A 21,533-nucleotide genomic window follows, 5' to 3' on the forward strand; every position below is an offset into this window, starting at 1 on the left:
TTGATTGCCGAGTTAATAGCTTTACCACTATGCCACGGCAGGCCGCTGTATTCGCTTGACCACCTCTTTTTTGGCTCCAGCAATACGCCTGGCACAACCCGCTTAGGATGGATGACGCTTTTTCATCCACTGTTGCTGTGGCTGTTCGGGCTACTGGCTATCGAAAGCCTCGCCGCTGAAGCGCCTCCCACGGTGCGGTGGATATTGCCTGTGGGAGGGGCTTTCGGCTCTGGCATCCTGCTTCGCTCTACCTCCTGTATCCATGCAGTCGTAGCCGCGACTGGTAGCGGGCAAAGCGCCCCCGGATTTCATCCGGGCTACGAAAAACTTTTTTCGCCCGCTGTAACGCCCGCATCACTGCCTCGTCCATTGCTGCGAGGGCGCCAATCCGGCCCCGCATTCGAAACCGATGGAGAGATGCCATGAAACAACTCAATACCCTGACTGCCACCCTGAGCGCTGCGCTGCTAACTTCCGTAGCATTCACCTCGTAAGCCGCGAGCAACCCGTTCGCTGCGCAGGAATTGATCAACGGCCACAGCCTGGCCGCTGCCGAGAAGGTCTAAGGTCCTGCGGCAAAGGCAAGTGCAGTGGCGAGGAGAACGACTAAGGGCGAAGGAGGGGACGGATCATTCCATTGGCAAACCTCACCGGCGCCGGCCGCTGCTGCGCCATGGCGCTTTTCTTCAGTGGGGCAGGACGCTGATTGAGCGTCGACTACTTGTTGGCGCGGCGTTTCCGAATTTATCGCTAGCCCAGCGGATTGTCCCTGCGCCGGCTCTCGCGAAATTCGCCCGGCGTCTGCCCGGTCCAGCCCTTGAAGCTGCGGTGGAACGAGCGTGATTCGGTGAAGCCCAGGTAACAGGCGATGTCCTGGATTGCCAGATCGCTGCGCAGCAGGTAGTGCTCGGCCAGTTCCTGGCGCAGCTCGTCGAGAATCTGCTGGTAGCTGGTGCCGGCTTGCTGCAAGTGGCGTTGCAGGGTGCGCACAGTCATGTCGAATTTCTCCGCTACCCGTTCCTTGCGCGGCAGGCCGTCCTTGAGCAGCAGGCGCAGGGCGTTCTTTACCCGGCGCGGCAGCGGCTCGTTGTCATCCAGCCCGGCCATCAGGGTCAGGGCATGTTCCTCCAGCGTGCGGAGCAGGTTGGCGTCGGCCTGGCGCAGCGGCACGCCGAGGTAGTCCAGCGGCACCAGCAGGGCGTTGCAGGGCTGTTCGAATAGCACCGGGCAGCCGAACAGCTGCTGGTATTCGGCCAGGTCGGTGGCGGCCGGTTGCACGTGTTCGAACCAGACCTCGCGCGGCGAATGATCGGAGTCGGCGATCCAGCGGGCGTACAGCAGCCAGGAGGCGAGCACGTTCTCGACCATGTGGCGGCGCACCTCTGGCGCCTGATGGCGGCAGCTCCAGATCAGCCGCACGTGATCCGCAGCCGCTTCGATACGGCTGGTGCCCATGTCGCCCACCAGTTTCTCGTAGGGCACGATGCGGCCCATGGCTTCGCCGAGGGTGGCGCAGTTCATGGCGATATAGCCGAGTACGCTCCACGAGCCGGGTTGCACGAAACGCGCCGAGTGCAGGCCGAACAAGGGATCGCCGGAAACCTCCATCAGATGCGCCAGCAGGCGTTCGTGCACCTCGCTGGGCATGCGTTTGCCATTGTCGGCCAGGTCCTGCGCGGCAATACCGGCGGCGGCCAGGGCACGGTCGATGTCCAGGCCGAGCTGTTCGGCCTGGCGCAGGTACTTGAGCAGGGCGGGAACCGAGGTATAGCCGAGGTTTTCCATGGATTCTTCTTGTTCTGCGATGCCTGTCTTGATTGGCGATAGCGCCTGTCCCGATTCGACAGTGACGGAAATCGGCGGCTGGCTAGTATAGGCAGCCATAAGTGCTGATCGGAATGGGGGATGCGATGCGACGCTGGAACGGATGGGGTGACGAGGCGACCGAAGTGGAACTGCCGGCCCATGGCGAGGCCTTTCTCGCCGAACTCGTCGGGTCGGGCCAGCGTCTGGCCGATGCCAGCCTGCAGGATGTGCTGGCGCGCGTGCCGGCGTCGCGCCTGGCGCCGCATCCGCTGATCTGTCAGGACGACGAGGTACGCGTGCGCCATGCCCGTGGCCAGAGCCTGCCGGACTGGCTGGCCATGCGCTCCGGTGACTTCGGCCTGTTTCCCGATGGCGTCGCCTGCCCGGAAAGCGCCGAGCAGATCCGCGAGCTGCTGGCCTGGGCGCAAAAGCATGACGTTACCCTGATCCCCTACGGCGGCGGCACCTCGGTGGCCGGCCACATCAACCCGCAGGCCGGCCGGCGCCCGGTGCTGACCCTGTCGCTGGAGCGCATGACGCGCCTGCTGGATATCGACGAGGACAGCCTGATCGCCACCTTCGGCCCCGGCGCCAATGGCCCGCAGGTGGAAAGCCAACTGCGCGCCCGTGGCTATACCCTGGGCCACTTTCCGCAGTCCTGGGAGCTGTCGACCCTCGGCGGCTGGGTCGCCAGCCGTTCCAGCGGCCAGCAGTCGCTACGTTACGGGCGGATCGAGCAACTGTTCGCCGGCGGCAAGCTGGAGACCTTCGCCGGCACTCTGGAGATTCCAACCTTTCCGGCGTCGGCCGCCGGGCCCGACCTGCGCGAGCTGGTGATGGGCTCGGAAGGGCGTTTCGGGGTGATCTCCGAAGTGCGCGTGCGCATCAGTCGCCTGGCCGAGCAGGAGCGCTTCTACGCGGTGTTTTTGCCCAACTGGCAGCAGGCGCTGAGTGCCATTCGCAGCCTGGCGCAGGCGCGCGTGCCGCTGTCCATGCTGCGTCTGTCCAATGCCATCGAAACCCGCACCCAACTGGCCCTGGCCGGTCACCCGCAACAGATCGCGCTGCTGGAGAAATACCTGGCCCTGCGCGGCGCTCGCGATGAGAAGTGCATGCTCACCTTCGGCGTCACTGGCAGCCGGGTGCAGAACGCCGCTTCGCTGAAACAGGCGCGGCGCTTGCTGAAAGGTTTTGGCGGCGTGTTCACCGGCACCCTGCTGGGCAAGAAGTGGGAGCACAACCGTTTCCGCTTCCCCTATCTGCGTCACGGTCTGTGGGAGCGCGGCTATCTGGTGGACACCCTGGAAACCGCCACCGACTGGTCCAACGTCGACAGCCTGCTGAACAAGGTCGAGACCAGCCTGCGTGACGAGTTGGCCGATGAGGGAGAGCGTGTGCACGTCTTCACCCACCTGTCGCATGTCTACGGCGAGGGTTCGAGCATCTACACCACCTACGTGTTTCGTCCCGGGGCCGACTACGCCACCGCCATGGCGCGTTGGAAGCGGCTCAAGGCAGCGGCCAGTCGCACCATCGCCGGAAATCGCGGCACTATCAGCCACCAGCACGGCGTGGGGCGCGACCACGCACCTTATCTGGCAGCAGAGAAGGGCGAGCTGGGCGTGGCCACGCTGCGCAGCCTGGCCACGCATTTCGATCCCGACCAGCGCCTGGCGCCTGGCGTGCTGTTGCAGGATTGAGCATGGAACTGTGGAACGCCCGCTGGCGCGAGCGCGCGCTGCCTAAACTGGCCGCGCGTGACTGGGATCTGCTGGTGATCGGCGGCGGCATCTGCGGTGCCGGCATCCTACGGGAGGCGGCGCGACGCGGCTGGAGCTGCCTGTTGCTGGAGCAACGCGACTTTGCCTGGGGCACCTCCAGCCGCTCGTCGAAGATGGTGCACGGTGGCCTGCGTTACGTTGCCAAGGGCCAGATTGGGCTAACCCGAGACTCGGTACGCGAACGCCAGCGCCTGCTCGCTGAAGCGCCAGGGCTGGTGGACCCGCTGAGTTTCGTCATGCCGCATTACCGCGGTGGCTTCCCTGGGCCCAAGGTATTCGGCGGCCTGCTCAGTCTGTACGACGCTCTGGCCGGCAAGCGCAATCATCTGTTCTATCCGCTGCAACAGCTGCGCTACCTGGCGCCGGGCATCCGCGAGGACGGCCTGCTCGGCGGCACGCGCTTCTTCGACGCAGTGACCGACGATGCCCGCCTGGTGCAGCGCGTGCTGGGCGAGGCGCGCGCCGAAGGTGCAGAGGCGCTCAATGGTATGCGCGTGGTCGAGTTGTTGCGCGAGGCGGGGCAGGTGGTTGGTGTGCTCGCCGAGGATGTGGAAACGGGCGAGCGCTATCGTCTGCGCAGCCGCGCCGTGGCGCAGGCAACCGGCGCCTGGGCCGATCGCCTGCGGCAGCCCGGCAATGGTCGCATCCGTCCGCTGCGCGGCAGCCACCTGCTGCTGTCGAGCTGGCGCCTCCCGGTGGCGCATGCCTTCAGTTTCATGCACGCAGCCGATGGGCGGCCGGTATTCGTTTTCCCCTGGGAGGGGGCGACGGTGATCGGTACCACCGATCTGGATCATGCGGACGACCTGGACACCGAGGCGGCGATCAGCAAGGAGGAGGTCGACTATCTGCTGGCCGCCTGTGCCCAGCAATTCCCGACCGCCGAAGTGACGCGCGGCGATGTGCTGTCGACCTGGGCGGGCGTACGTCCGGTGGTGAGCGATGGCAGCGCCGGGCTCAAGCCCTCGGACGAGAAGCGCGAACATGCGCTATGGATCGAACCAGGCAGCGTGACTCTGGCTGGCGGCAAGCTGACCACTTTTCGCCTGCTGGCGCTGGAGGTACTGCGCGCCTGCGCGGGCTTCGTCGGCAAAGCGGTGGACGATCAGGGCGGCGCGGTCTTCGCTTCGAGTACACCGACACCGGTGCCGGCATTGAGCCCGGCGCAGCAACGCCGTCTGGCCGGTCGCCATGGCCGCCAGCTGGGCGAGGTGCTGCGCCTGATCGACGAGGTGGGCGGCGATTGCGTCGCGGGTACGCACACCCTGTGGGCCGAACTGGCCTGGGCCGCCGAAGGTGAGTTGGTGCTACATCTGGACGATTTGCTGTTGCGCCGCACCCGCCTGGGTTTGCTGCTGGCTGAAGGCGGCCGCGCCGAGCTGCCGCGTATCCGCGCACTGTGCCAACCGCGCCTGGGCTGGAGCGATGCGCGCTGGCGGCAGGAAGAGTTGGATTACATGGCGTTGTGGCGGCGTTGCTATAGCCTGCCGGATGACAGCGAATGATGTGCGTAGGGTGCACCGTGGGCAACGGCAATCCGCTGCTACCCGAGCCTGTCGCTTGTAGCCCGGATGCAATCCGGGGATGAACGACGATGCAGCTCCCGGATTTCATCCGGGCTACGTAGCTAGATTGCGGCAACTCCGATCAGCTCCCTCTCCCGCTTGCGGGAGAGGGTTGGGGAGAGGGAAAGCGTTTATTCGCAGGCCACCTGGCTCAGACGGAACACTCTCTCCCCGGCCCCTCTCCCATAAATGGGAGAGGGGAGACATAACAAAAGGACCACACCTTGAGCGAACCAAGCTATCTGCTGAGCATCGACAACGGCACCCAGAGCGTCCGAGCGCTGCTGTTCGATACTCAGGGCAACCTGCTGGCCAAGGGCAAGGTCGAGCTCGATCCCTATTTCTCCAGCCAGCCGGGTTGGGCCGAGCAGGACCCGGAATACTACTGGGCCAACCTCGGCGAAGCCTGCCGGCTGCTGTGGCAACAGGTGGATATCGACCGCCGCCTGATCCGCGGCGTTGCTGTTACCACCCAGCGTGGCAGCATCATTCATGTCGATGAGCAGGGCACGCCGCTGCGCCCGGCGATTCTCTGGCTCGACCAGCGTCGTGCCGAGGTACAGGGGCACATCAAGGGGCCCTGGGGTTGGCTGTTCAAGCTGGCACGTGCCGAGGAGGCGGTGGATCATTTTCGCGGTCAGGCCGAGGTCAATTGGGTGGCTCAGCATCAGCCGGACATCGCCGATCGCACGCACAAGGTGCTGTTGCTATCCGGGTTTCTCACCCATCGCCTGTGTGGTCGCTTCGTTGATTCCACCAGCAGTTGCGTGGCTTATCTGCCGTTCGACTACAAACGCCTGCGCTGGGCCGCGCCCGGCGACTGGAAGTGGCAGGCGCTGAAGGTACGCCGTGAGCAATTGCCCGAACTGTTCAAGCCAGGGGAACGACTCGGCCAGATCAGTGCCGAGGCCAGCCGCCACACCGGTATTCCCGAGGGCCTGCCGCTGATCGCCGCCGGGGCCGACAAGACGTGCGAAGTGCTGGGTTCCGGTGCACTGGAGGCAAGCACGGCCTGTCTGTCCTATGGCACCACCGCGACCATCAACACCACACGCAGTCGATATCTGGAAACCGTTCGCCTGATTCCTCCCTATCCGGCGGCGCTGCCGGATCACTTCAACACCGAAGTGATGATCTATCGCGGTTTCTGGATGGTCAGCTGGTTCAAGCGCGAATTCGGTCTGCGCGAAATGCAGCGTGCCGAGGCGCTGGGCGTGTCGCCCGAAGCGCTGTTCGACGAGCTGGTCAACGCCGTCCCGCCCGGCTCAATGGGGCTGATGTTGCAGCCGTACTGGACGCCGGGTATCCGTGAGCCGGGGCTGGAGGCCAAGGGTTCGATCATCGGTTTTGGTGATGTGCACACCCGCGCACATATCTACCGTGCCATTCTCGAAGGCCTGGCCTATGCGTTGCGTCAGGGCAAGGAACGTATCGAAAAACGCTCCGGCACCCGCATCGAGCGCCTGCGTGTGTCCGGTGGCGGTTCGCAGAGCGATGCGGCAATGCAACTGACGGCCGATATCTTCGGCCTGCCGGCCGAGCGGCCGCATCTGTACGAGACCAGCGGGCTGGGAGCGGCGATCAACTGCGCGGTGGGCCTGGGCTTGCACGCCGATTACCCGAGCGCCATCGCCGCCATGACTCGAGTAGGGCAGGTGTTCCAGCCGAACCCGGAGGCACAGCGCGTTTACCAGCAGCTCTACGGGCAGGTCTATCAGCGCATGTACCGTCAGCTCAAACCGCTGTACCAGCGCATTCGCAAGATCACCGGCTATCCGGCGTAGAGTGCGCTGTAGCCCGGATGCAATCCGGGGCCGCATATTCAGCTTCCCCCGGATTGCATCCGGGCTACTTCCCATAAAAAACCGCCCTCCAAATGGAGGGCGTTAGGGCGTGCTTCAAGCGACATCCACCAGCACGATCTCGCTGTCTTCCTGCGCTTCGACGCGGATCACCTCAACATCGGCAACGGCGACGCCGTCGCGTGCCTTGGCTGCCACACCGTTGACGCTGAAGGCCCCGGTGGCGCCTACCAGATAGGCCTTGCGACCCGGCTGCAGTACATACTCGGCGCTTTCTCCTGCCTTGACCGTAGCCGCTACCAGGCGCGCGTCGGTGCGGATGCGCAGGGCATCGACATCTTCCTCGTAACCGCTGGCCAGGGTGACGAACGATCCGGAGCGGTCGCCTTTGGGGAAAGGCTTGGCGCCCCAGGAGGGCGGCAGGCCGGCCTGGTTCGGCTGAATCCAGATCTGGAAGATCTTGGTGGTCTCGTCCTCCAGGTTGTACTCGCTGTGGGCGATGCCGGTGCCGGCGCTCATCACCTGCACATCGCCCGCTTCGGTACGGCCCTTGTTGCCCAGGTTGTCCTCGTGGCTGATCGCACCTTCGCGAACATAGGTGATGATCTCCATGTCGCGGTGCGGGTGGGGCGGGAAGCCAGAGTGCGGAGCGATCTCGTCATCGTTCCAGACGCGCAGGCGACCCCAGTTCATGCGCTCGGCGTCGTAGTATTCGGCGAAGGAAAAATGGTGACGGGCATTCAGCCAGCCGTGGTGAGCGCCACCGAGTTGTTCGAACGGACGTACATCGATCATGGTCAATCCTCCAGTCATGCACGAGGTCAGTCCCGTGCGATGTCGATGGATGAATGATCCTTTTTGATTGGTCGATTTAAAAGCGCAATATTTATTGATTTAATATCTATAAATTAGATTAATTGTCCGAGGGCCACACACTAGGCTTTCGTTTATCCCTCAAGGAGCACTGCAATGCGCGAGCGCAAGGCCTGGTTGATCCTGCATGGCAAGCAGGCATTGAACGAAGAGGTAAGGGCGGCCGTGAACGGCCTGCGCGAACGTGGCTGGGATCTGGCGGTGCGCCTGACCTGGGAGGGTGGGGATGCCGAGCGTCTGGTGCACGAAGGGCTGGCGGCTGGTTATCCGATCCTGATCGCTGGCGGAGGCGACGGCACCCTGCGCGATGTGGTCGAGGCCATGGTCAAGGCACGCAGTGAAGCCAGCCTGGCGCTGTTGCCACTGGGTACGGCCAATGATTTTGCTCATGCCGCCGGCGTGCCGCTGACGCCAGCTGCGGCGCTGGCTCTGCTGGAAGTGGAGCCGGTGGCGGTGGATGTGGGCATGGCGGGCGAGCGCGCCTTTCTCAATATGGCCACCGGCGGCTTCGGTTCCAATGTCACCGCCAATACCTCGGAGGAGCTTAAGAAAGTCCTCGGTGGCGCCGCCTATCTGCTGACCGGGCTCAGTCGCTTTTCCCAAGTGCGCGCCGCCGCGGGGCGTTTTCATGGGCCGGACTTCGAATGGCAGGGCGAATTTCTCGCTCTCGGTATCGGCAATGGCCGTCAGGCCGGTGGCGGGCATCTGCTCTGCCCGGAAGCGACCATCGATGACGGCCTGCTGGACGTCAGCATTGTGCCGGCGGCGCAGGACGTGGTGAGCACCCTTGGCACGCTGCTCACTGGCGGCATGCACGGTTTGCAAAGCGTTGCGATCAGCGCGCGGCTGCCCTGGCTGGAGGTGGAAGCGCTGGAGGGATTGGACCTGAACCTCGACGGCGAGCCGATGGAAAGCAAGCGGCTGCGCTTCACTGCACAACCCGGTGCCTTGCGTCTGCACCTGCCCGGGCATTCGCCGCTGCTCGCTGGCCATGCGCTTGGCGCTGAGGCATGATGGCTGCGCGCCAGCAACGCTTCAGTCTGCCGGCAGTTCGCCGATAACCCGAGCGGCAGACTAGACTCACCTCATTACCTTGGAGCGCATGATGGCCGGCATTCTCGATTCAGTGGATCAACGCACGCAACTGGTCGGCGAAAACCGTCTGGAAATTCTCATGTTCCGCCTGGCCGGCCGGCAGCTGTTCGCCATCAACGTGTTCAAGGTGCAGGAAGTCCTGCAGATGCCCAAGCTGACGCTGATGCCGCAGCGCCACCGCTTCGTCTGCGGCGTGGTCAACCTGCGTGGCCAGACCCTGCCGGTGATCGACCTGTCGCAGGCCATCGGCATGCGCCCGCTGGTGCCGGATGAGCGCAGCACCATCATCGTCACCGAATACAATCGCTCGGTGCAGGCCTTCCTGGTCGGCAGCGTGGATCGCATCCTCAACCGGAACTGGGAGTCGATCCAGCCACCGCCCGGCGGTGCCGGCCGCCAGCACTACCTGACCGCCATCACCAAGGTCGACGAGCAGATCGTCGAGGTCATCGACGTGGAGAAGGTGCTGGCCGAGATCGTGCCGATGAGCACCAAGGTCTCCGAGGAAAAACTCGCCGACCCGCTGCTGGAAAAGGCCCGTGGTCGCGAAGTGCTGCTGGTGGACGACTCCAGCGTCGCCCTCAGCCAGTTGCGCGATACCCTGTCGCAGTTGGGCATCCGCCTGCATATGGCCAGCGATGGCCTGAAAGCGCTCAACCTGCTGAAGAAGTGGGCGGACACTGGCGAAGTGATGACGGACAAGCTGCTGATGATCTTCACTGACGCCGAGATGCCGGAAATGGACGGCTACCGCCTCACCAGTGAAATTCGCAATGATCCGCGCCTCAAGGATCTTTACGTGGTGCTGCACACGTCGCTGTCCGGCAGCTTCAACGAGGCGATGGTGAAGAAGGTCGGTTGCGACAATTTCCTCTCCAAGTTCCAGCCGGACAAGCTGGTGGACGTGATCCGCCAGCGCCTGGAGCTCGACGAGCCGCGTTAGAGCACGTGTGCGGCGGGGGAGGTTCGTCGGGCACCGATGGCGGACCCGCTCTACGCCGGCCAGTCGTTATTGCCCCGCAGTGCTTGTGAGCGAGGCCGTCAGCTCGTATAACGGCGTTTTGCCAACAGGAAGCTGACCCATGCTGAGTCTCTCGGGGCTTTACCGTTACCCGCTCAAGTCCGGCCGCGGCGAGACCTTGCAGCGCAGTGCGGTCGACGGCCTTGGCCTGCATGGCGATCGGCGCTGGATGCTGGTCGACGCCGACAACGGCCGCTTCATCAGCCAGCGCCTGCTGCCGCAAATGAGCCAGTTGAGCGCGTTGTACGATGGGCGTGGCGGCCTCACCCTCAGCGCGCCGGGGCGCGACGATATTTCCGTGGCGCTCCCCGAACCCGATCAGGATCTGCGTGGCGTCATCCTCTGGCGCGACAGCTTGCGTGTGCCGGATGCCGGCGATGAAGCTGCCGAGTGGCTCAGCGCCTTGCTGGGCAAGGCCTGCCGTCTGGTGCAGGTGCCCGAAGAGCGCACCCGCCAGGTCGATACCGCCTATGCCAAGCCGGGTGATCGCGTGGCCTTCGCCGATGGTTTCCCGCTGCTGCTGATCGGCCAGGCATCGCTGGACGACCTGTCCCAGCGTGTCGGCCAGCCGCTTTCGATGCTGCGCTTCCGCCCCAATCTGGTGGTCGCCGGCAGCCAGCCTTACGCCGAAGACAGCTGGAAGCGTATCCGCATTGGCGAGGTGGAGTTCGACGTGGTCAAGGGCTGCTCGCGCTGCATTCTCACCACCATCGACCCGCAGACCGGCGAGCGCAACGCTCAGCGCGAACCGCTGGCCACGCTGAAGACCTATCGGGAACGCGAGGGTGACGTGTTCTTCGGGCAGAACTTGCTGCCCCGCGGAGTCGGTGAGTTGCAGTTGGGCATGCCGGTAGAAGTGCTGGAATAGAGTGGCCTTGTAGGAGCGAATTCATTCGCGAATAAATTCGCTCCAACACCGGCTTCACTGGTCGTCGAAGAAACGCTCGTTCCAGGCCACCAGCGGGTGCGGCGCATCCAGCTTCTGGCCATAGATCACCGAGTAGGACAGCACGTTCTGCACGTACTGGCGGGTTTCGTCGAACGGAATGTTCTCCACCCAGACGTCATAGCTCAGGTGATTGGCGCCGCGCAGCCACTGGCGTACCCGGCCTGGGCCGGCATTGTAGGCGGCCGAGGCGAGCACTCGGTTGCCGTTGAACTGGCCGTACACCTGGCTGAGATAAGCCGCACCCAGCTGGATGTTGGTGTCCGGGTTGAGCGCCTGTTGCGGTGAGGCCAGGGGGATGCCGAACTTGCGCGCGGTTTCCTTGGCGGTGGCTGGCATCAGCTGCATCAGGCCCATGGCGCCGGCGTGGGAGCGGGCGTCGGCCATGAAGGCGCTTTCCTGACGGGTGATGGCGAACACCCAGCTCGAGTGCAGGTCGCGGCGTCTGGCTTCGTGGACCAGTTCGTTGCGATGAGCCATGGGGAAGCGTACCTCCAGATCGTCCCAGTATTGGGCTTGGCTGATGGTACGGATGGCCGGGAAGTACCACTCCATTTCGTAGGCCAGGCGCGCCTGGGCCACCAGCTCGTCGCGGCTGAACCGACGGCTGACGTGATACCACTCGCGGCGGCCGTCGACGATCTGACCGCGCGCATGAAATTCCATGGCGCGCTTGATGCCGGGCGTGTTGCGCACCTTCTGCACGACCTTGGGGTCGAGCGCCAGCGGCTGGTTATTCAGCGCGTACGGCGCCTTGACCTGATCGGCTGCCATGAAGCCGTAGAAATCACGCTCCTTGGCCAGGGCCTGGAACAGCACCGCCGGTTGCTGGCTGTTGGGTTGTGCCAGTTGCAGGCTGCGCGCGTTCCAGTAGCGCCAGCGGTTGCTGCTGGCCAGGTCGGACGGCATCTTCTGCGTCAACTGATAGGCCTCTTCCCAACGGCCGTGGCGCAGCAGCAGGCGTGCACGCCACTCGCTGACGGTGTTGTCACGCAACTGTGGGTCGTACTTGGCCATCACCTGCAGACCACGCAGATCGAAGCGTTGCGCCAGGCGTAGACCGATCTGCCGGGCGATGGCGACCTGCTCGTCGGCGGAGAACTTCATGCGCTGGGCATAGCCGTCGAGCAGGGCCAGGGCATCTTCGGGGCTCTGTCGGGCCAGACGGCGCAGGCCGAAGCCGACCACGTCGCTCATGGCGTCATCGGCTGGGGCGAAGCGCGCGGTGTTCTTCAGCAATTGCGGTTTCTGCGCCACTTCGACCATAAGCTTGCCGCGCTCGCCGAGCGTCGGCATGCCCTTGATCAGGAAGTTGGCGAGACCGTAGTTGCCGCTTTCCACCGCCAGCTTGGTGCGCTGCCAGCGGCGCTGCTCGGTGAGTTGGCCATTGGCCGCCCAGCGCTCGAACAGCGGGTCGCAGGCATTGGGTTGGGACTTGCCCACCAGCCAGAGCTTTTCGGCGGTGGCGTTGCCTTCTGCAGTCAGACCGCGGCTCAGCTGGTATTGGCCGTACAGACAGTCCAGTTCGGTGAAGTTGAGGTCGGGGTCGTAGTGATCGAGGAAGGGCTTCCAGTCGCCGCGTTCGGCAAGCCAGCGTAACCAGCGCAGCTTCATCCAGTTGGCCTGGGGCAGGTCGCCGTGCTCGGCGAGGAATTTCTCGATCTCGGCGTTGCTCGCCGACTTGAGGCGATTGGTCAGCTCGTCATAAGCCAGATAAGGCGTGAGCGGGTAATCGCGCAGCGCGCTGGCGTACTGGCGATAAGGACCGCTGTCGCCCTTGGCCAGGGCGCGTTTGGCCTCATCGAAGTACTGGCGCTGCTGGGCGAGGCTGGCGGCTTCGACGCCGGCGATGCCGGTGGTTGTAAGAATCAGACAGGAAACTAAAGAGAGAAAGCGACTGCGCATGGCATTTCCAGGGGCAAGCAGAGGTATGGGACAACGCGGTCCGTATCGTTGCATGCCTCTAGCTTAGCCTTTCATCGGGTTGCGGTGAATGCCGCCGGGCGGGATCGACACATGCAGCAAAAAAGCGCGTATGTGCGCCACCTGGAATGCTGATCCCACGGCTGCCGCCTCGGTGGAAACGGCAACAGCCGACTGGCAACTCGGGTAGAATGCGCCGCCTGTTTCTGGAGATGCCCATGACCCTGCTCAAGTTTGCCGACGTATCCCTCGCCTATGGCGCCATGCCCCTGCTGGACGGAGTGTCCTGGCAGATCGCGCGGGGCGAGCGCGTGTGCATCATCGGCCGCAACGGGACGGGCAAGTCGAGCATGCTGCGCCTGGTCAAGGGCGACCAGATGCCGGACGACGGCGAGATCTGGCGCGCACCTGGGCTGAAGATCGGCGAGTTGCCACAGGAGCTGCCGCGCGCCGATGAGCGTACGGTGTTCGACGTGGTCGCCGAAGGCCTGGCCGGTGTCGGCGAGTTGCTGGCGCGCTATCACCACTTGGCGCAGAACATCCAGGGCGACGACGATCTTGAGCAACTGATGCACGTGCAGCAGGAGCTGGAAGCCAAAGACGGCTGGCGCCTGCAGCAACTGGTCGACAGCACCCTGAGCCGCCTGCAGTTGCCAGCGGACAAGACCCTGGCCGAGCTGTCCGGTGGCTGGCGCCGCCGCGTGCTGCTGGCCCAGGCGCTGGTGTCCGAGCCGGATCTGCTGCTGCTCGACGAGCCCACCAACCACCTGGATATCGGCGCCATCGCCTGGCTGGAAGAGGCACTGAAGGATTTTGGCGGTGCCGTGCTGTTCATTACCCACGACCGCTCCTTCCTGCAGAACCTGGCCACACGCATCCTCGAACTGGACCGCGGCGGTCTGATCGACTGGAACGGCGACTACGCCAGCTTCCTGGTGCACAAGGAGCAGCAGCTCGCCGCCGAGGAAACTGCCAACGCGCTGTTCGACAAGCGCCTGGCCCAGGAAGAGGTGTGGATTCGCCAGGGCATCAAGGCCCGCCGCACCCGTAACGAAGGCCGCGTGCGTGCGCTCAAGGCGATGCGCGCAGAGCGTGCCGAGCGCCGCGAGCGTCAGGGCAAGGCGAATATCCAGCTGGAGACCGCGGACAAGTCCGGCAAGCAGGTGATGGTGGCGGAGAACGTCAGCTTCGCTCATAGCGGCGGCCCGTTCCTGGTCAAGGATTTCTCCATGGTCCTGCAACGCGGCGACCGTATCGGTTTGCTCGGCGCCAACGGTACCGGCAAGACCACGCTGCTCAAGCTGCTGCTGGGCGATCTGCAGCCGAGCAGCGGCAGCATCGAGGTCGGCACCAAACTGGAAGTGGCGTATTTCGACCAATTGCGTCACCAGCTCGAGCCGGAAAAGACGGTGATCGACAACGTCGCCGAAGGTCGCGACTTCATCACTATCGATGGCCAGAACCGCCATGTGCTGAGCTACCTGGGCGACTTCCTGTTCAGCCCGCAACGGGCCCGTACACCGGTCAAGGCGCTCTCGGGTGGCGAGCGGGCACGACTGTTGCTGGCGAAGTTGTTCAGCAAGCCGGCCAACCTTCTGGTGCTGGACGAACCGACCAACGATCTGGACGTAGAGACCCTGGAACTGCTCGAAGAAGTGCTGCTCAATTTCCCCGGCACCGTGCTGATGGTCAGCCACGACCGTGCCTTCCTCGATAACGTCGTGACCAGCACCCTGGTGTTCGAGGGTGAAGGCAAGGTGCGCGAATACGTCGGAGGCTATCAGGACTGGCTGCGCCAGGGTGGCTCGCCGCGTCTGCTTGGCGTGGGTGAAAGCAAGTCCGGCAAGGCCGAGCTGGCCACCGCCATCGTCGAAGCGCCGGCCCCAGCGGCAGCGGCCCCGGTGCAGGGGAGCGCCGAGCCGGCGAAGAAGAAACTGAGCTACAAGCTGCAGCGCGAGCTGGAGGCGATTCCCGGGCAGATTGACGCCTTGGAACATGAAATGGCCGCTGTGCAGGAGCAGGTATCCGATCCTGCCTTCTATCAGCAGCCGGTGCAGGTCACCACGGACGTGTTGGCGCGTCTCGAGGGCTTGCAGAAGGAAATGGACGCACTGCTCGAGCGCTGGGCAGAGCTGGAAGGCTGACGAAGGAACGAAGGGCAATGGCCATCGAGTACCGCATCACTCTCGACGACAATCATCAGTTCAGCTACCGGATCGAACTGAATCGCGAATATGACCCCACTGAAGCGCAACAGGCACCTGCCTGGACCCGCCTCGAGCATCAGCAGTGCAGCAATTGCCCGCTCAGCCGCGAGCAGTTCAGCCACTGCCCGGCCGCGGTCGATCTGCAGCGGGTGATCGAGGATTTCCATGGTCTGCCGGCGTTCAAGAAGGCCAGTGTCTGGGTCCGCACGCCAGAGCGTGAGTACACCAAGCATGTCGGGCTGGAAGAGGGGTTGCGGGCGCTGCTTGGAGTGATCATGGCCACCAGCGCCTGCCCGGTGCTGGCGCGCCTGAAGCCCATGGCGCAGCACCATCTGCCGTTTGCCAACAACCAGGAGTTCATCCTGCGCGCGGTGTCGCTGTACCTGGCGCGGCAATACTTCAACATGCGCGAGGGGCGCCTGGCCGATTGGGAGCTGAAGGGGCTGGTGCGCTTGTTCCAGCAACTCAAGCTGGTCAACCAGGCCTTCTGGCAGCGTATTCACGACACCTGTGAAGGCGACTCCAACCTCAAGGCCTTCCTGACCTTCTTCTCGATGTCGTCGAGCATGACGGTGTCGCTGGAAACCCAGCTGCAGAAGATCCGCCCGCTGGTGATGAGTGCGGGCGAGTCGTTCGAGTAAGAGGGTGTCTACAAAATGGCTGCACTTGGCAATACTGCGTTGAAAGCGATCTCGAAATGCTCATTTACAGCACGTAAACTCCGCTTTCTCGATCGTTTTCGCCTTGTCTTGCCTTCGTTCGCCTATCTTGTAAACACCCTCTAAGGCCGAAGCCAAAAAGCTCGCCGCTAAAGCGCCTCCCACGGGCAAAGCCAACGCGGCTAATGTGGGAGAGGCTTCAGCCGCGATGCGATTTCAAGCGCCTTTTTCGCCTTTCTTCAGACGCACCGCGAGCACATCGCAGGGCGCGCCGTGCAGCACGTCATTGGCGGTGGAGCCCAGCAGCAGCGCAAGGCCGTGACGCCCATGGCTGCCAACCACGATCAGGTCGCAACCCTGTTCTTCGGCCAGGCGGTGGATTTCCTGGCGCGGCTGCCCGTAAGCCAGGTGGCGCTGGTCGGCGGTGAGTTCCGGGTACTTGCCGGTGAAGCTGTCCATGCGCTCGCGGGCCTGCTCGAACTGCTGTTGCTGCAGCATCGACAGGTCCATCGGCACGTCGCCGCCAAAGGCCATGGCCATCGGTTCGACGATATGCACCAGGGACATCTTGGCGCCACTGGCCTGGGCCAGCTTCTGCGCACGGACCACTACAGGGTCGCATTCCTCGGTCAGGTCGACGGCGACCAGAATGTGCTGGTAGGGCATGATGAACTCCTCCTTAAGGAAGCAAATGGCTCTGTCTCAAGTATGGCCCCATTGTGTGGGGTAGAGCGACTGGTCTTGAAAAGGCAAAGAAAAGCCCGGTGTGAGCACCGGGCAATGGTTGGGCCAGGCAGGCCGGAAATATGGGCATCAGTGTTGGCCTGCAGCGTACTGGGCGGCAACGCCTTCCAGGCCCTCGATGATGCTGTCGGAATACTTGCTGATCAAAAACGGTACGGTGTTCTCGTTGTAGTTGCGCAGGGATTTCTCGATGTAACGCCACTTGGTTTCGATTGAGCCCAGCGCAGCGCTGATCTGCGGGGTGTTCTGCTGGGCGGCGCTGAGGTTGTCGAGTTGATTGGCGAACTCGCCGACCAGCTCATCGATGGCGCGCTCTTCGCCGCCGCCAAAGAAACTGGTGCCAACCGAGGCACTGCGGGAAGCATAGTCCAGGGCGATGTTCTGCATCAGCAGGCTTTGCTCGCGGCTCTTCTGCGTGAGTGGCGGGACGCTGAAACCGCTTTCTTGCTGAATCTTCTGATACAGCTCCTGACTAATGGCGATGATGTGCTGATTGCTGTCGGCCAGGTCGGCGACGGGTTGCAGGTCAGTGAAACCCTGGCTGCGCATGGCCTCCATTAGTGCCTGTAGACCGCTGCGGTAACTTTGCCAGTTGGTTTGCAATTGCGTGCGCAGCGCCTTGCTTGCGTCGCCAGGCATCTCGCCCAGGCCGTCAAGATGCGCTTGGCCCTCCTGCAGTGACTCGCCAATCATCCGCGCGTAGCGCTGGTCGCCTTCCATGCCGTTGTACATGTAGAAGTCGCCCAGGCTCTTTTGCGTCGCCAGGCGCAACTGATGCAGGCGCAGCAGATCGTCGGCCGGCGCTGCGCTGAGCAAGGAAGGGGAGAGTGACGTGAAGAGAAAAACGAGCAGGGCGCTCAGGGGAAATACAAGCGAACGGCGGCTCGACATGGGCGACTCCGTATGGCCCATCGTGGGGCTCGATTTGTTTTTTGTTACTCGCGACTGGCCCTGTGCCAGCTACAAGTGAGGCGACTGTACCCGGAGCTAGATTGTTTGGCTAGGCACCTGGCCATGCCTGTAACGGCCGGTAAAACACTCGCAATGGCGCGGTATTGACGCGATTTATAGAGAGTGCCTGGAGCCCGCGAGTGACCGGGCTTGCAGAATTCGTCGGGAAAACGACGAAAACGGGCCAATTGACAAGCGCAGGCTTTTCCCCGAAGGTGTGCATACCCAAATCAAACGGGCGTATGAATTGAGCGTTTGCCTGGTCAGGCGCGCCGTTTACAGCCCGAATATCGCGTCGGTGGGTGTGTCGTACCGATTGGAGCTATGCTCGACGGCTGTGCCGTGAGCTGGCCTGCCGGTTGGCTCCGATGTGTACTGTTCAGCTTCCATACCGTGGAGATCAGTTGATGATTTACGAAGGTAAAGCCATCACGGTTAAGGCTCTTGAGAGCGGCATCGTCGAATTGAATTTCGACCTCAAGGGTGAGTCCGTCAACAAATTCAACCGTCTTACCCTCAACGAGCTGCGCGCCTCCGTCGACGCGATCAAGGCTGACGGTTCGATCAAGGGCGTGATTGTCACCAGTGGCAAGGACGTGTTCATCGTCGGTGCCGATATCACCGAGTTCGTCGACAACTTCAAACTGTCCGACGAAGAACTGGTGGCCGGCAACCTCGAAGCCAACAAGATCTTCAGTGATTTCGAAGACCTCGCCGTGCCGACCGTCGTCGCCATCAACGGCATCGCCCTGGGCGGCGGCTTCGAGATGTGCCTGGCCGGTGACTACCGCGTAATGAGCGAGAGCGCCAAGATCGGTCTGCCGGAAGTCAAGCTGGGTATCTACCCGGGCTTTGGCGGTACCGTGCGTTTGCCGCGTGTGATCGGTACCGACAACGCCGTCGAGTGGATCGCCTCCGGCAAGGAGAATCGCGCTGATGACGCGCTGAAAGTCGGCGCCGTCGACGCCGTGGTCGCTCCTGCCAAGCTCAAGGACGCCGCACTGGACCTGATCAAGCGCGCCATCTCCGGCGAGCTGGACTACAAGGCCAAGCGTCAGCCCAAGCTGGAAAAACTCAAGCTCAACGCCATCGAGCAGATGATGTGCTTCGAGACCGCCAAGGGCTTCGTCGCTGGCCAGGCCGGCCCGAACTACCCGGCTCCGGTCGAGGCGATCAAGACCATTCAGAAGGCTGCCAACTTCGGCCGTGACAAGGCGCTGGAAGTCGAGGCCGCCGGCTTCGTCAAGCTGGCCAAGACCTCGGTCGCCGAGAGCCTGATCGGTCTGTTCCTGAACGATCAGGAATTGAAGAAGAAGGCCAAGCACCACGACGAAATTGCGCGTGACGTGAAACTGGCAGCCGTGCTCGGTGCCGGCATCATGGGCGGCGGTATCGCCTATCAGTCGGCCTCCAAGGGCACCCCGATCCTGATGAAGGATATCCGTGAAGAGGGTATCCAGATGGGCTTGAACGAGGCTTCCAAGCTGCTCGGCAAGCGCGTCGAGAAAGGCCGCATGACCCCGGCGAAGATGGCCGAGGCGCTCAACGCCATCCGTCCGACCATGTCTTACGGTGATTTCGGCAACGTCGACATCGTCGTCGAAGCCGTGGTCGAGAACCCCAAGGTCAAGCAGATCGTGCTGGCCGAAGTGGAGGCCGTCGTGCGTGAAGACGCCATCCTGGCCTCCAACACCTCGACCATCTCCATTTCCCTGCTGGCCCAGGCGCTCAAGCGTCCGGAAAACTTCGTCGGCATGCACTTCTTCAACCCGGTGCACATGATGCCGCTGGTGGAAGTCATCCGTGGCGAGAAGTCCAGCGAAGTGGCCGTGGCCACCACCGTTGCCTATGCCAAGAAGATGGGCAAGAACCCGATCGTGGTCAACGATTGCCCGGGCTTCCTGGTCAACCGCGTGCTGTTCCCGTATTTCGGCGGCTTCTCCAAGCTGCTGGGCTTCGGCGTTGACTTCGTGCGTATCGACAAGGTGATGGAGAAGTTCGGCTGGCCCATGGGCCCGGCTTACCTCTCCGACGTGGTCGGCATCGACACTGGCCACCACGGCCGTGACGTGATGGCCGAAGGCTTCCCGGACCGCATGGCCGTGGAAGGCAAGACCGCCGTCGACGTAATGTACGAAGCGGATCGCCTGGGCCAGAAGAATGGCAAGGGCTTCTACGCCTACGAGACCGACAAGCGCGGCAAGCCGAAGAAGGTCACCGACCCGCAGGCCTACGAGCTGCTCAAGTCCATCGTGGTCGAAGAGCGTGAAGTGACCGACGAGGACATCATCAACTTCATGATGATCCCGCTGTGCCTGGAAACCGTTCGTTGCCTGGAAGACGGCATCGTCGACACCGCAGCCGAGGCCGACATGGGCCTGATCTACGGTATCGGCTTCCCTCCCTTCCGTGGCGGTGCGCTGCGCTACATCGATTCGATCGGTGTTGCTGAATTCGTCGCCCTGGCCGACAAATATGCCGAGCTGGGCGCCCTGTACCACCCGACCGCAAAACTTCGCGAAATGGCCGCCAAGGGCCAGAAGTTCTTCGGTTAATCGTGCAGCGAACAGAGCGAGAATAGATATATGAGCCTGAATCCTAGAGATGCAGTGATCGTCGACTTCGGTCGTACCCCGATGGGTCGTTCCAAGGGCGGCATGCACCGCAACACCCGCGCCGAGACCATGTCCGCGCACCTGATCAGCAAAGTGCTGGAGCGCAACGCCAAGATCGACCCGGCTGAAGTCGAGGACGTGATCTGGGGCTGCGTCAACCAGACCCTGGAGCAGGGCTGGAACATCGCGCGCATGGCGTCGCTGATGACCCAGATCCCGCACACCAGCGCCGGCCAGACCGTCAGCCGTCTGTGCGGCTCGTCCATGAGCGCGCTGCACACTGCCGTGCAGGCGATCCAGACCGGCAACGGTGACGTGTTCGTCGTCGGCGGTGTGGAGCACATGGGCCACGTCGGCATGATGCACGGCGTCGATCCGAACCCGCACCTGTCGCTGTACGCCGCCAAGGCGTCCGGCATGATGGGCCTGACCGCGGAAATGCTGGGCAAGATGCACGGCATTACCCGTGAGGCGCAGGACGCCTTCGGTGAGCGTTCGCACCGCCTGGCGCACAAGGCCACCGTCGAAGGCAAGTTCAAGGATGAAATCATCCCGATGCAGGGCTACGACGAGAACGGTTTCCTGAAGATGTACGATTTCGACGAAACCATTCGTCCGGAAACCACCGTCGAAAGCCTGGCTGCGCTGAAGCCGGCCTTCAATCCGAAAGGCGGCACCGTGACTGCAGGTACCTCCTCGCAGATCACTGACGGCGCTTCCTGCATGATCGTCATGAGCGCCCAGCGTGCTCAGGATCTGGGCATCGCCCCGATGGCCGTGGTTCGCGCGATGGCCGTGGCCGGTGTCGATCCGGCGATCATGGGTTACGGCCCGGTGCCGTCCACGCAGAAGGCGCTCAAGCGCGCTGGTCTGAGCATGGCCGATATCGATTTCGTCGAACTCAACGAAGCCTTCGCAGCCCAGGCCCTGCCTGTGCTGAAGGATCTGAAACTGCTCGACAAGATGGAAGAGAAGGTCAACCTGCACGGCGGCGCGATCGCCTTGGGTCACCCCTTCGGTTGTTCCGGGGCCCGTATCTCCGGTACCCTGCTCAACGTCATGAAACAAAACGGCGGCACCCTGGGTGTCTCCACCATGTGCGTGGGCCTTGGCCAAGGCATCACCACCGTCTTCGAACGCATTTAAGCGTCAGTGGACAGAAACCGGGGCCCAGTGCCCCGGTTTTGCTTTTTACGGCTTTTTATTTCGGGAACCGCTCAATGCAGTTGCAGCCAGGACTCTATCGCCACTACAAAGGCCCGCAGTACCGTGTATTTGGTGTGGCACGCCATTCCGAAAATGAGGAAGAGGTAGTGGTCTACCAGGCGTTGTACGGCGAGTTTGGTTTGTGGGTACGACCGCTGAGCATGTTCTGCGAAGAGATCGAGGTGGACGGCAAGCGCGTTCCACGCTTTGCTTTGATTCAGGCCGAAGTCAGCCCTATCGGCAGTTCGGAAGTCTGACTGCGCAGCCCCTGCGCTTGACCTTCGCTTGGTCGCCACTATATATAGCGGGGCCTCAAGGCTCCCTGCCTTCTATATTTCG

17 protein-coding genes are annotated in these 21,533 nt (G+C 63.0%); 12 read left to right on the forward strand and 5 right to left on the reverse strand.

The window, feature by feature from the left end; translation table 11 throughout:
- The coding region (locus B3P22_RS14145; RefSeq protein ID WP_296271404.1) for a hypothetical protein at nt 1-426 on the forward strand (426 nt) is incomplete at its 5' end.
- 324 nt (nt 427-750) lie between these two features.
- Here B3P22_RS14145 and B3P22_RS14150 read toward each other — a convergent pair.
- Nucleotides 751-1,785 (reverse strand): AraC family transcriptional regulator, encoded by a 1,035-nt coding sequence (locus tag B3P22_RS14150; RefSeq protein WP_296271405.1) that lies wholly within the window; start codon nt 1,783-1,785, stop codon nt 751-753.
- Nucleotides 1,786-1,910: 125 nt separating this feature from the next.
- On the opposite strand from B3P22_RS14150, the gene B3P22_RS14155 reads away from it, so the two are divergent.
- The 3 genes from B3P22_RS14155 to B3P22_RS14165 all read left to right on the forward strand — a co-directional run bounded on the left by B3P22_RS14155 (nt 1,911) and on the right by B3P22_RS14165 (nt 6,936).
- Nucleotides 1,911-3,506, forward strand: coding sequence for an FAD-binding oxidoreductase (locus B3P22_RS14155; protein ID WP_296271406.1), 1,596 nt, complete (start codon nt 1,911-1,913; stop codon nt 3,504-3,506).
- Nucleotides 3,507-3,508: 2 nt separating this feature from the next.
- The gene (locus B3P22_RS14160) at nt 3,509-5,092 is read left to right on the forward strand and encodes a glycerol-3-phosphate dehydrogenase/oxidase (RefSeq protein ID WP_296271407.1); all 1,584 of its coding nucleotides are present in this window, start codon (nt 3,509-3,511) and stop codon (nt 5,090-5,092) included.
- Between the two features lie 284 nt (nt 5,093-5,376).
- Nucleotides 5,377-6,936: an FGGY-family carbohydrate kinase gene (locus tag B3P22_RS14165; RefSeq protein WP_296271408.1), complete on the forward strand. Its 1,560-nt coding sequence runs from the start codon at nt 5,377-5,379 to the stop codon at nt 6,934-6,936.
- 114 nt (nt 6,937-7,050) lie between these two features.
- Here B3P22_RS14165 and B3P22_RS14170 read toward each other — a convergent pair whose 3' ends face one another.
- The gene (locus B3P22_RS14170; protein ID WP_296271409.1) at nt 7,051-7,749 is read right to left on the reverse strand and encodes a pirin family protein; all 699 of its coding nucleotides are present in this window, start codon (nt 7,747-7,749) and stop codon (nt 7,051-7,053) included.
- Nucleotides 7,750-7,923: 174 nt separating this feature from the next.
- On the opposite strand from B3P22_RS14170, the gene yegS reads away from it, so the two are divergent.
- The 3 genes from yegS (at nt 7,924) to B3P22_RS14185 (ending at nt 10,811) form a co-directional block, all read left to right on the forward strand.
- Nucleotides 7,924-8,841: a lipid kinase YegS gene (gene yegS, locus B3P22_RS14175; protein ID WP_296271410.1), complete on the forward strand. Its 918-nt coding sequence runs from the start codon at nt 7,924-7,926 to the stop codon at nt 8,839-8,841.
- A gap of 91 nt (nt 8,842-8,932) precedes the next feature.
- Nucleotides 8,933-9,865 (forward strand): chemotaxis protein CheV, encoded by a 933-nt coding sequence (locus B3P22_RS14180; RefSeq protein WP_296271411.1) that lies wholly within the window; start codon nt 8,933-8,935, stop codon nt 9,863-9,865.
- A gap of 139 nt (nt 9,866-10,004) precedes the next feature.
- The gene (locus tag B3P22_RS14185; protein ID WP_296271412.1) at nt 10,005-10,811 is read left to right on the forward strand and encodes an MOSC domain-containing protein; all 807 of its coding nucleotides are present in this window, start codon (nt 10,005-10,007) and stop codon (nt 10,809-10,811) included.
- A gap of 54 nt (nt 10,812-10,865) precedes the next feature.
- Here the strand turns inward: B3P22_RS14185 and B3P22_RS14190 are convergent, their stop codons facing one another.
- Nucleotides 10,866-12,794 (reverse strand): transglycosylase SLT domain-containing protein, encoded by a 1,929-nt coding sequence (locus B3P22_RS14190; RefSeq protein ID WP_296271413.1) that lies wholly within the window; start codon nt 12,792-12,794, stop codon nt 10,866-10,868.
- A gap of 236 nt (nt 12,795-13,030) precedes the next feature.
- Between B3P22_RS14190 and B3P22_RS14195 the strand changes: the two genes are divergently transcribed.
- Together B3P22_RS14195 and B3P22_RS14200 are read left to right on the forward strand one after the other, a co-directional pair.
- Nucleotides 13,031-14,956 (forward strand): ATP-binding cassette domain-containing protein, encoded by a 1,926-nt coding sequence (locus tag B3P22_RS14195; protein WP_296271414.1) that lies wholly within the window; start codon nt 13,031-13,033, stop codon nt 14,954-14,956.
- Between the two features lie 17 nt (nt 14,957-14,973).
- The gene (locus B3P22_RS14200; protein ID WP_197855953.1) at nt 14,974-15,660 is read left to right on the forward strand and encodes a DUF6901 family protein; all 687 of its coding nucleotides are present in this window, start codon (nt 14,974-14,976) and stop codon (nt 15,658-15,660) included.
- Between the two features lie 234 nt (nt 15,661-15,894).
- On the opposite strand, the gene B3P22_RS14205 is transcribed toward B3P22_RS14200, so the two are convergent.
- Nucleotides 15,895-16,344: a universal stress protein gene (locus B3P22_RS14205; protein WP_296271415.1), complete on the reverse strand. Its 450-nt coding sequence runs from the start codon at nt 16,342-16,344 to the stop codon at nt 15,895-15,897.
- 147 nt (nt 16,345-16,491) lie between these two features.
- On the reverse strand, nt 16,492-17,313 hold the full coding sequence (locus B3P22_RS14210; protein WP_275544576.1) for a hypothetical protein: 822 nt from the start codon (nt 17,311-17,313) through the stop codon (nt 16,492-16,494).
- Between the two features lie 467 nt (nt 17,314-17,780).
- On the opposite strand from B3P22_RS14210, the gene fadB reads away from it, so the two are divergent.
- From fadB to B3P22_RS14225, 3 genes are all read left to right on the forward strand, one after another.
- Nucleotides 17,781-19,928: a fatty acid oxidation complex subunit alpha FadB gene (gene fadB, locus B3P22_RS14215; RefSeq protein ID WP_275544577.1), complete on the forward strand. Its 2,148-nt coding sequence runs from the start codon at nt 17,781-17,783 to the stop codon at nt 19,926-19,928.
- Nucleotides 19,929-19,958: 30 nt separating this feature from the next.
- Entirely contained in the window at nt 19,959-21,134 is a 1,176-nt protein-coding gene (gene fadA, locus B3P22_RS14220; protein WP_197855949.1) for an acetyl-CoA C-acyltransferase FadA, read from the forward strand.
- 74 nt (nt 21,135-21,208) lie between these two features.
- Nucleotides 21,209-21,451, forward strand: a complete 243-nt coding sequence (locus B3P22_RS14225; protein ID WP_179590019.1) for a DUF1653 domain-containing protein — start codon at nt 21,209-21,211, stop codon at nt 21,449-21,451.
- Nucleotides 21,452-21,533: the final 82 nt, after the last annotated feature.

This window comes from Pseudomonas sp. UBA6323 (genome assembly GCF_002439135.1).
Lineage (GTDB): Bacteria > Pseudomonadota > Gammaproteobacteria > Pseudomonadales > Pseudomonadaceae > Aquipseudomonas.

Bases quoted from the DNA above. Each gene is read 5' to 3' on its own strand.
- B3P22_RS14160 (WP_296271407.1), top strand. From the start codon at position 3,509: ATGGAACTGTGGAACGCCCGCTGGCGCGAGCGCGCGCTGCCTAAACTG.
- B3P22_RS14155 (WP_296271406.1), top strand. From the start codon at position 1,911: ATGCGACGCTGGAACGGATGGGGTGACGAGGCGACCGAAGTGGAACTG.
- B3P22_RS14205 (WP_296271415.1), bottom strand. From the start codon at position 16,344: ATGCCCTACCAGCACATTCTGGTCGCCGTCGACCTGACCGAGGAATGC.
- fadB (WP_275544577.1), top strand. From the start codon at position 17,781: ATGATTTACGAAGGTAAAGCCATCACGGTTAAGGCTCTTGAGAGCGGC.
- B3P22_RS14150 (WP_296271405.1), bottom strand. From the start codon at position 1,785: ATGGAAAACCTCGGCTATACCTCGGTTCCCGCCCTGCTCAAGTACCTG.
- B3P22_RS14210 (WP_275544576.1), bottom strand. From the start codon at position 17,313: ATGTCGAGCCGCCGTTCGCTTGTATTTCCCCTGAGCGCCCTGCTCGTT.
- B3P22_RS14225 (WP_179590019.1), top strand. From the start codon at position 21,209: ATGCAGTTGCAGCCAGGACTCTATCGCCACTACAAAGGCCCGCAGTAC.
- fadA (WP_197855949.1), top strand. From the start codon at position 19,959: ATGAGCCTGAATCCTAGAGATGCAGTGATCGTCGACTTCGGTCGTACC.
- B3P22_RS14200 (WP_197855953.1), top strand. From the start codon at position 14,974: ATGGCCATCGAGTACCGCATCACTCTCGACGACAATCATCAGTTCAGC.
- B3P22_RS14170 (WP_296271409.1), bottom strand. From the start codon at position 7,749: ATGATCGATGTACGTCCGTTCGAACAACTCGGTGGCGCTCACCACGGC.
- B3P22_RS14185 (WP_296271412.1), top strand. From the start codon at position 10,005: ATGCTGAGTCTCTCGGGGCTTTACCGTTACCCGCTCAAGTCCGGCCGC.
- B3P22_RS14195 (WP_296271414.1), top strand. From the start codon at position 13,031: ATGACCCTGCTCAAGTTTGCCGACGTATCCCTCGCCTATGGCGCCATG.
- B3P22_RS14190 (WP_296271413.1), bottom strand. From the start codon at position 12,794: ATGCGCAGTCGCTTTCTCTCTTTAGTTTCCTGTCTGATTCTTACAACC.
- yegS (WP_296271410.1), top strand. From the start codon at position 7,924: ATGCGCGAGCGCAAGGCCTGGTTGATCCTGCATGGCAAGCAGGCATTG.
- B3P22_RS14180 (WP_296271411.1), top strand. From the start codon at position 8,933: ATGGCCGGCATTCTCGATTCAGTGGATCAACGCACGCAACTGGTCGGC.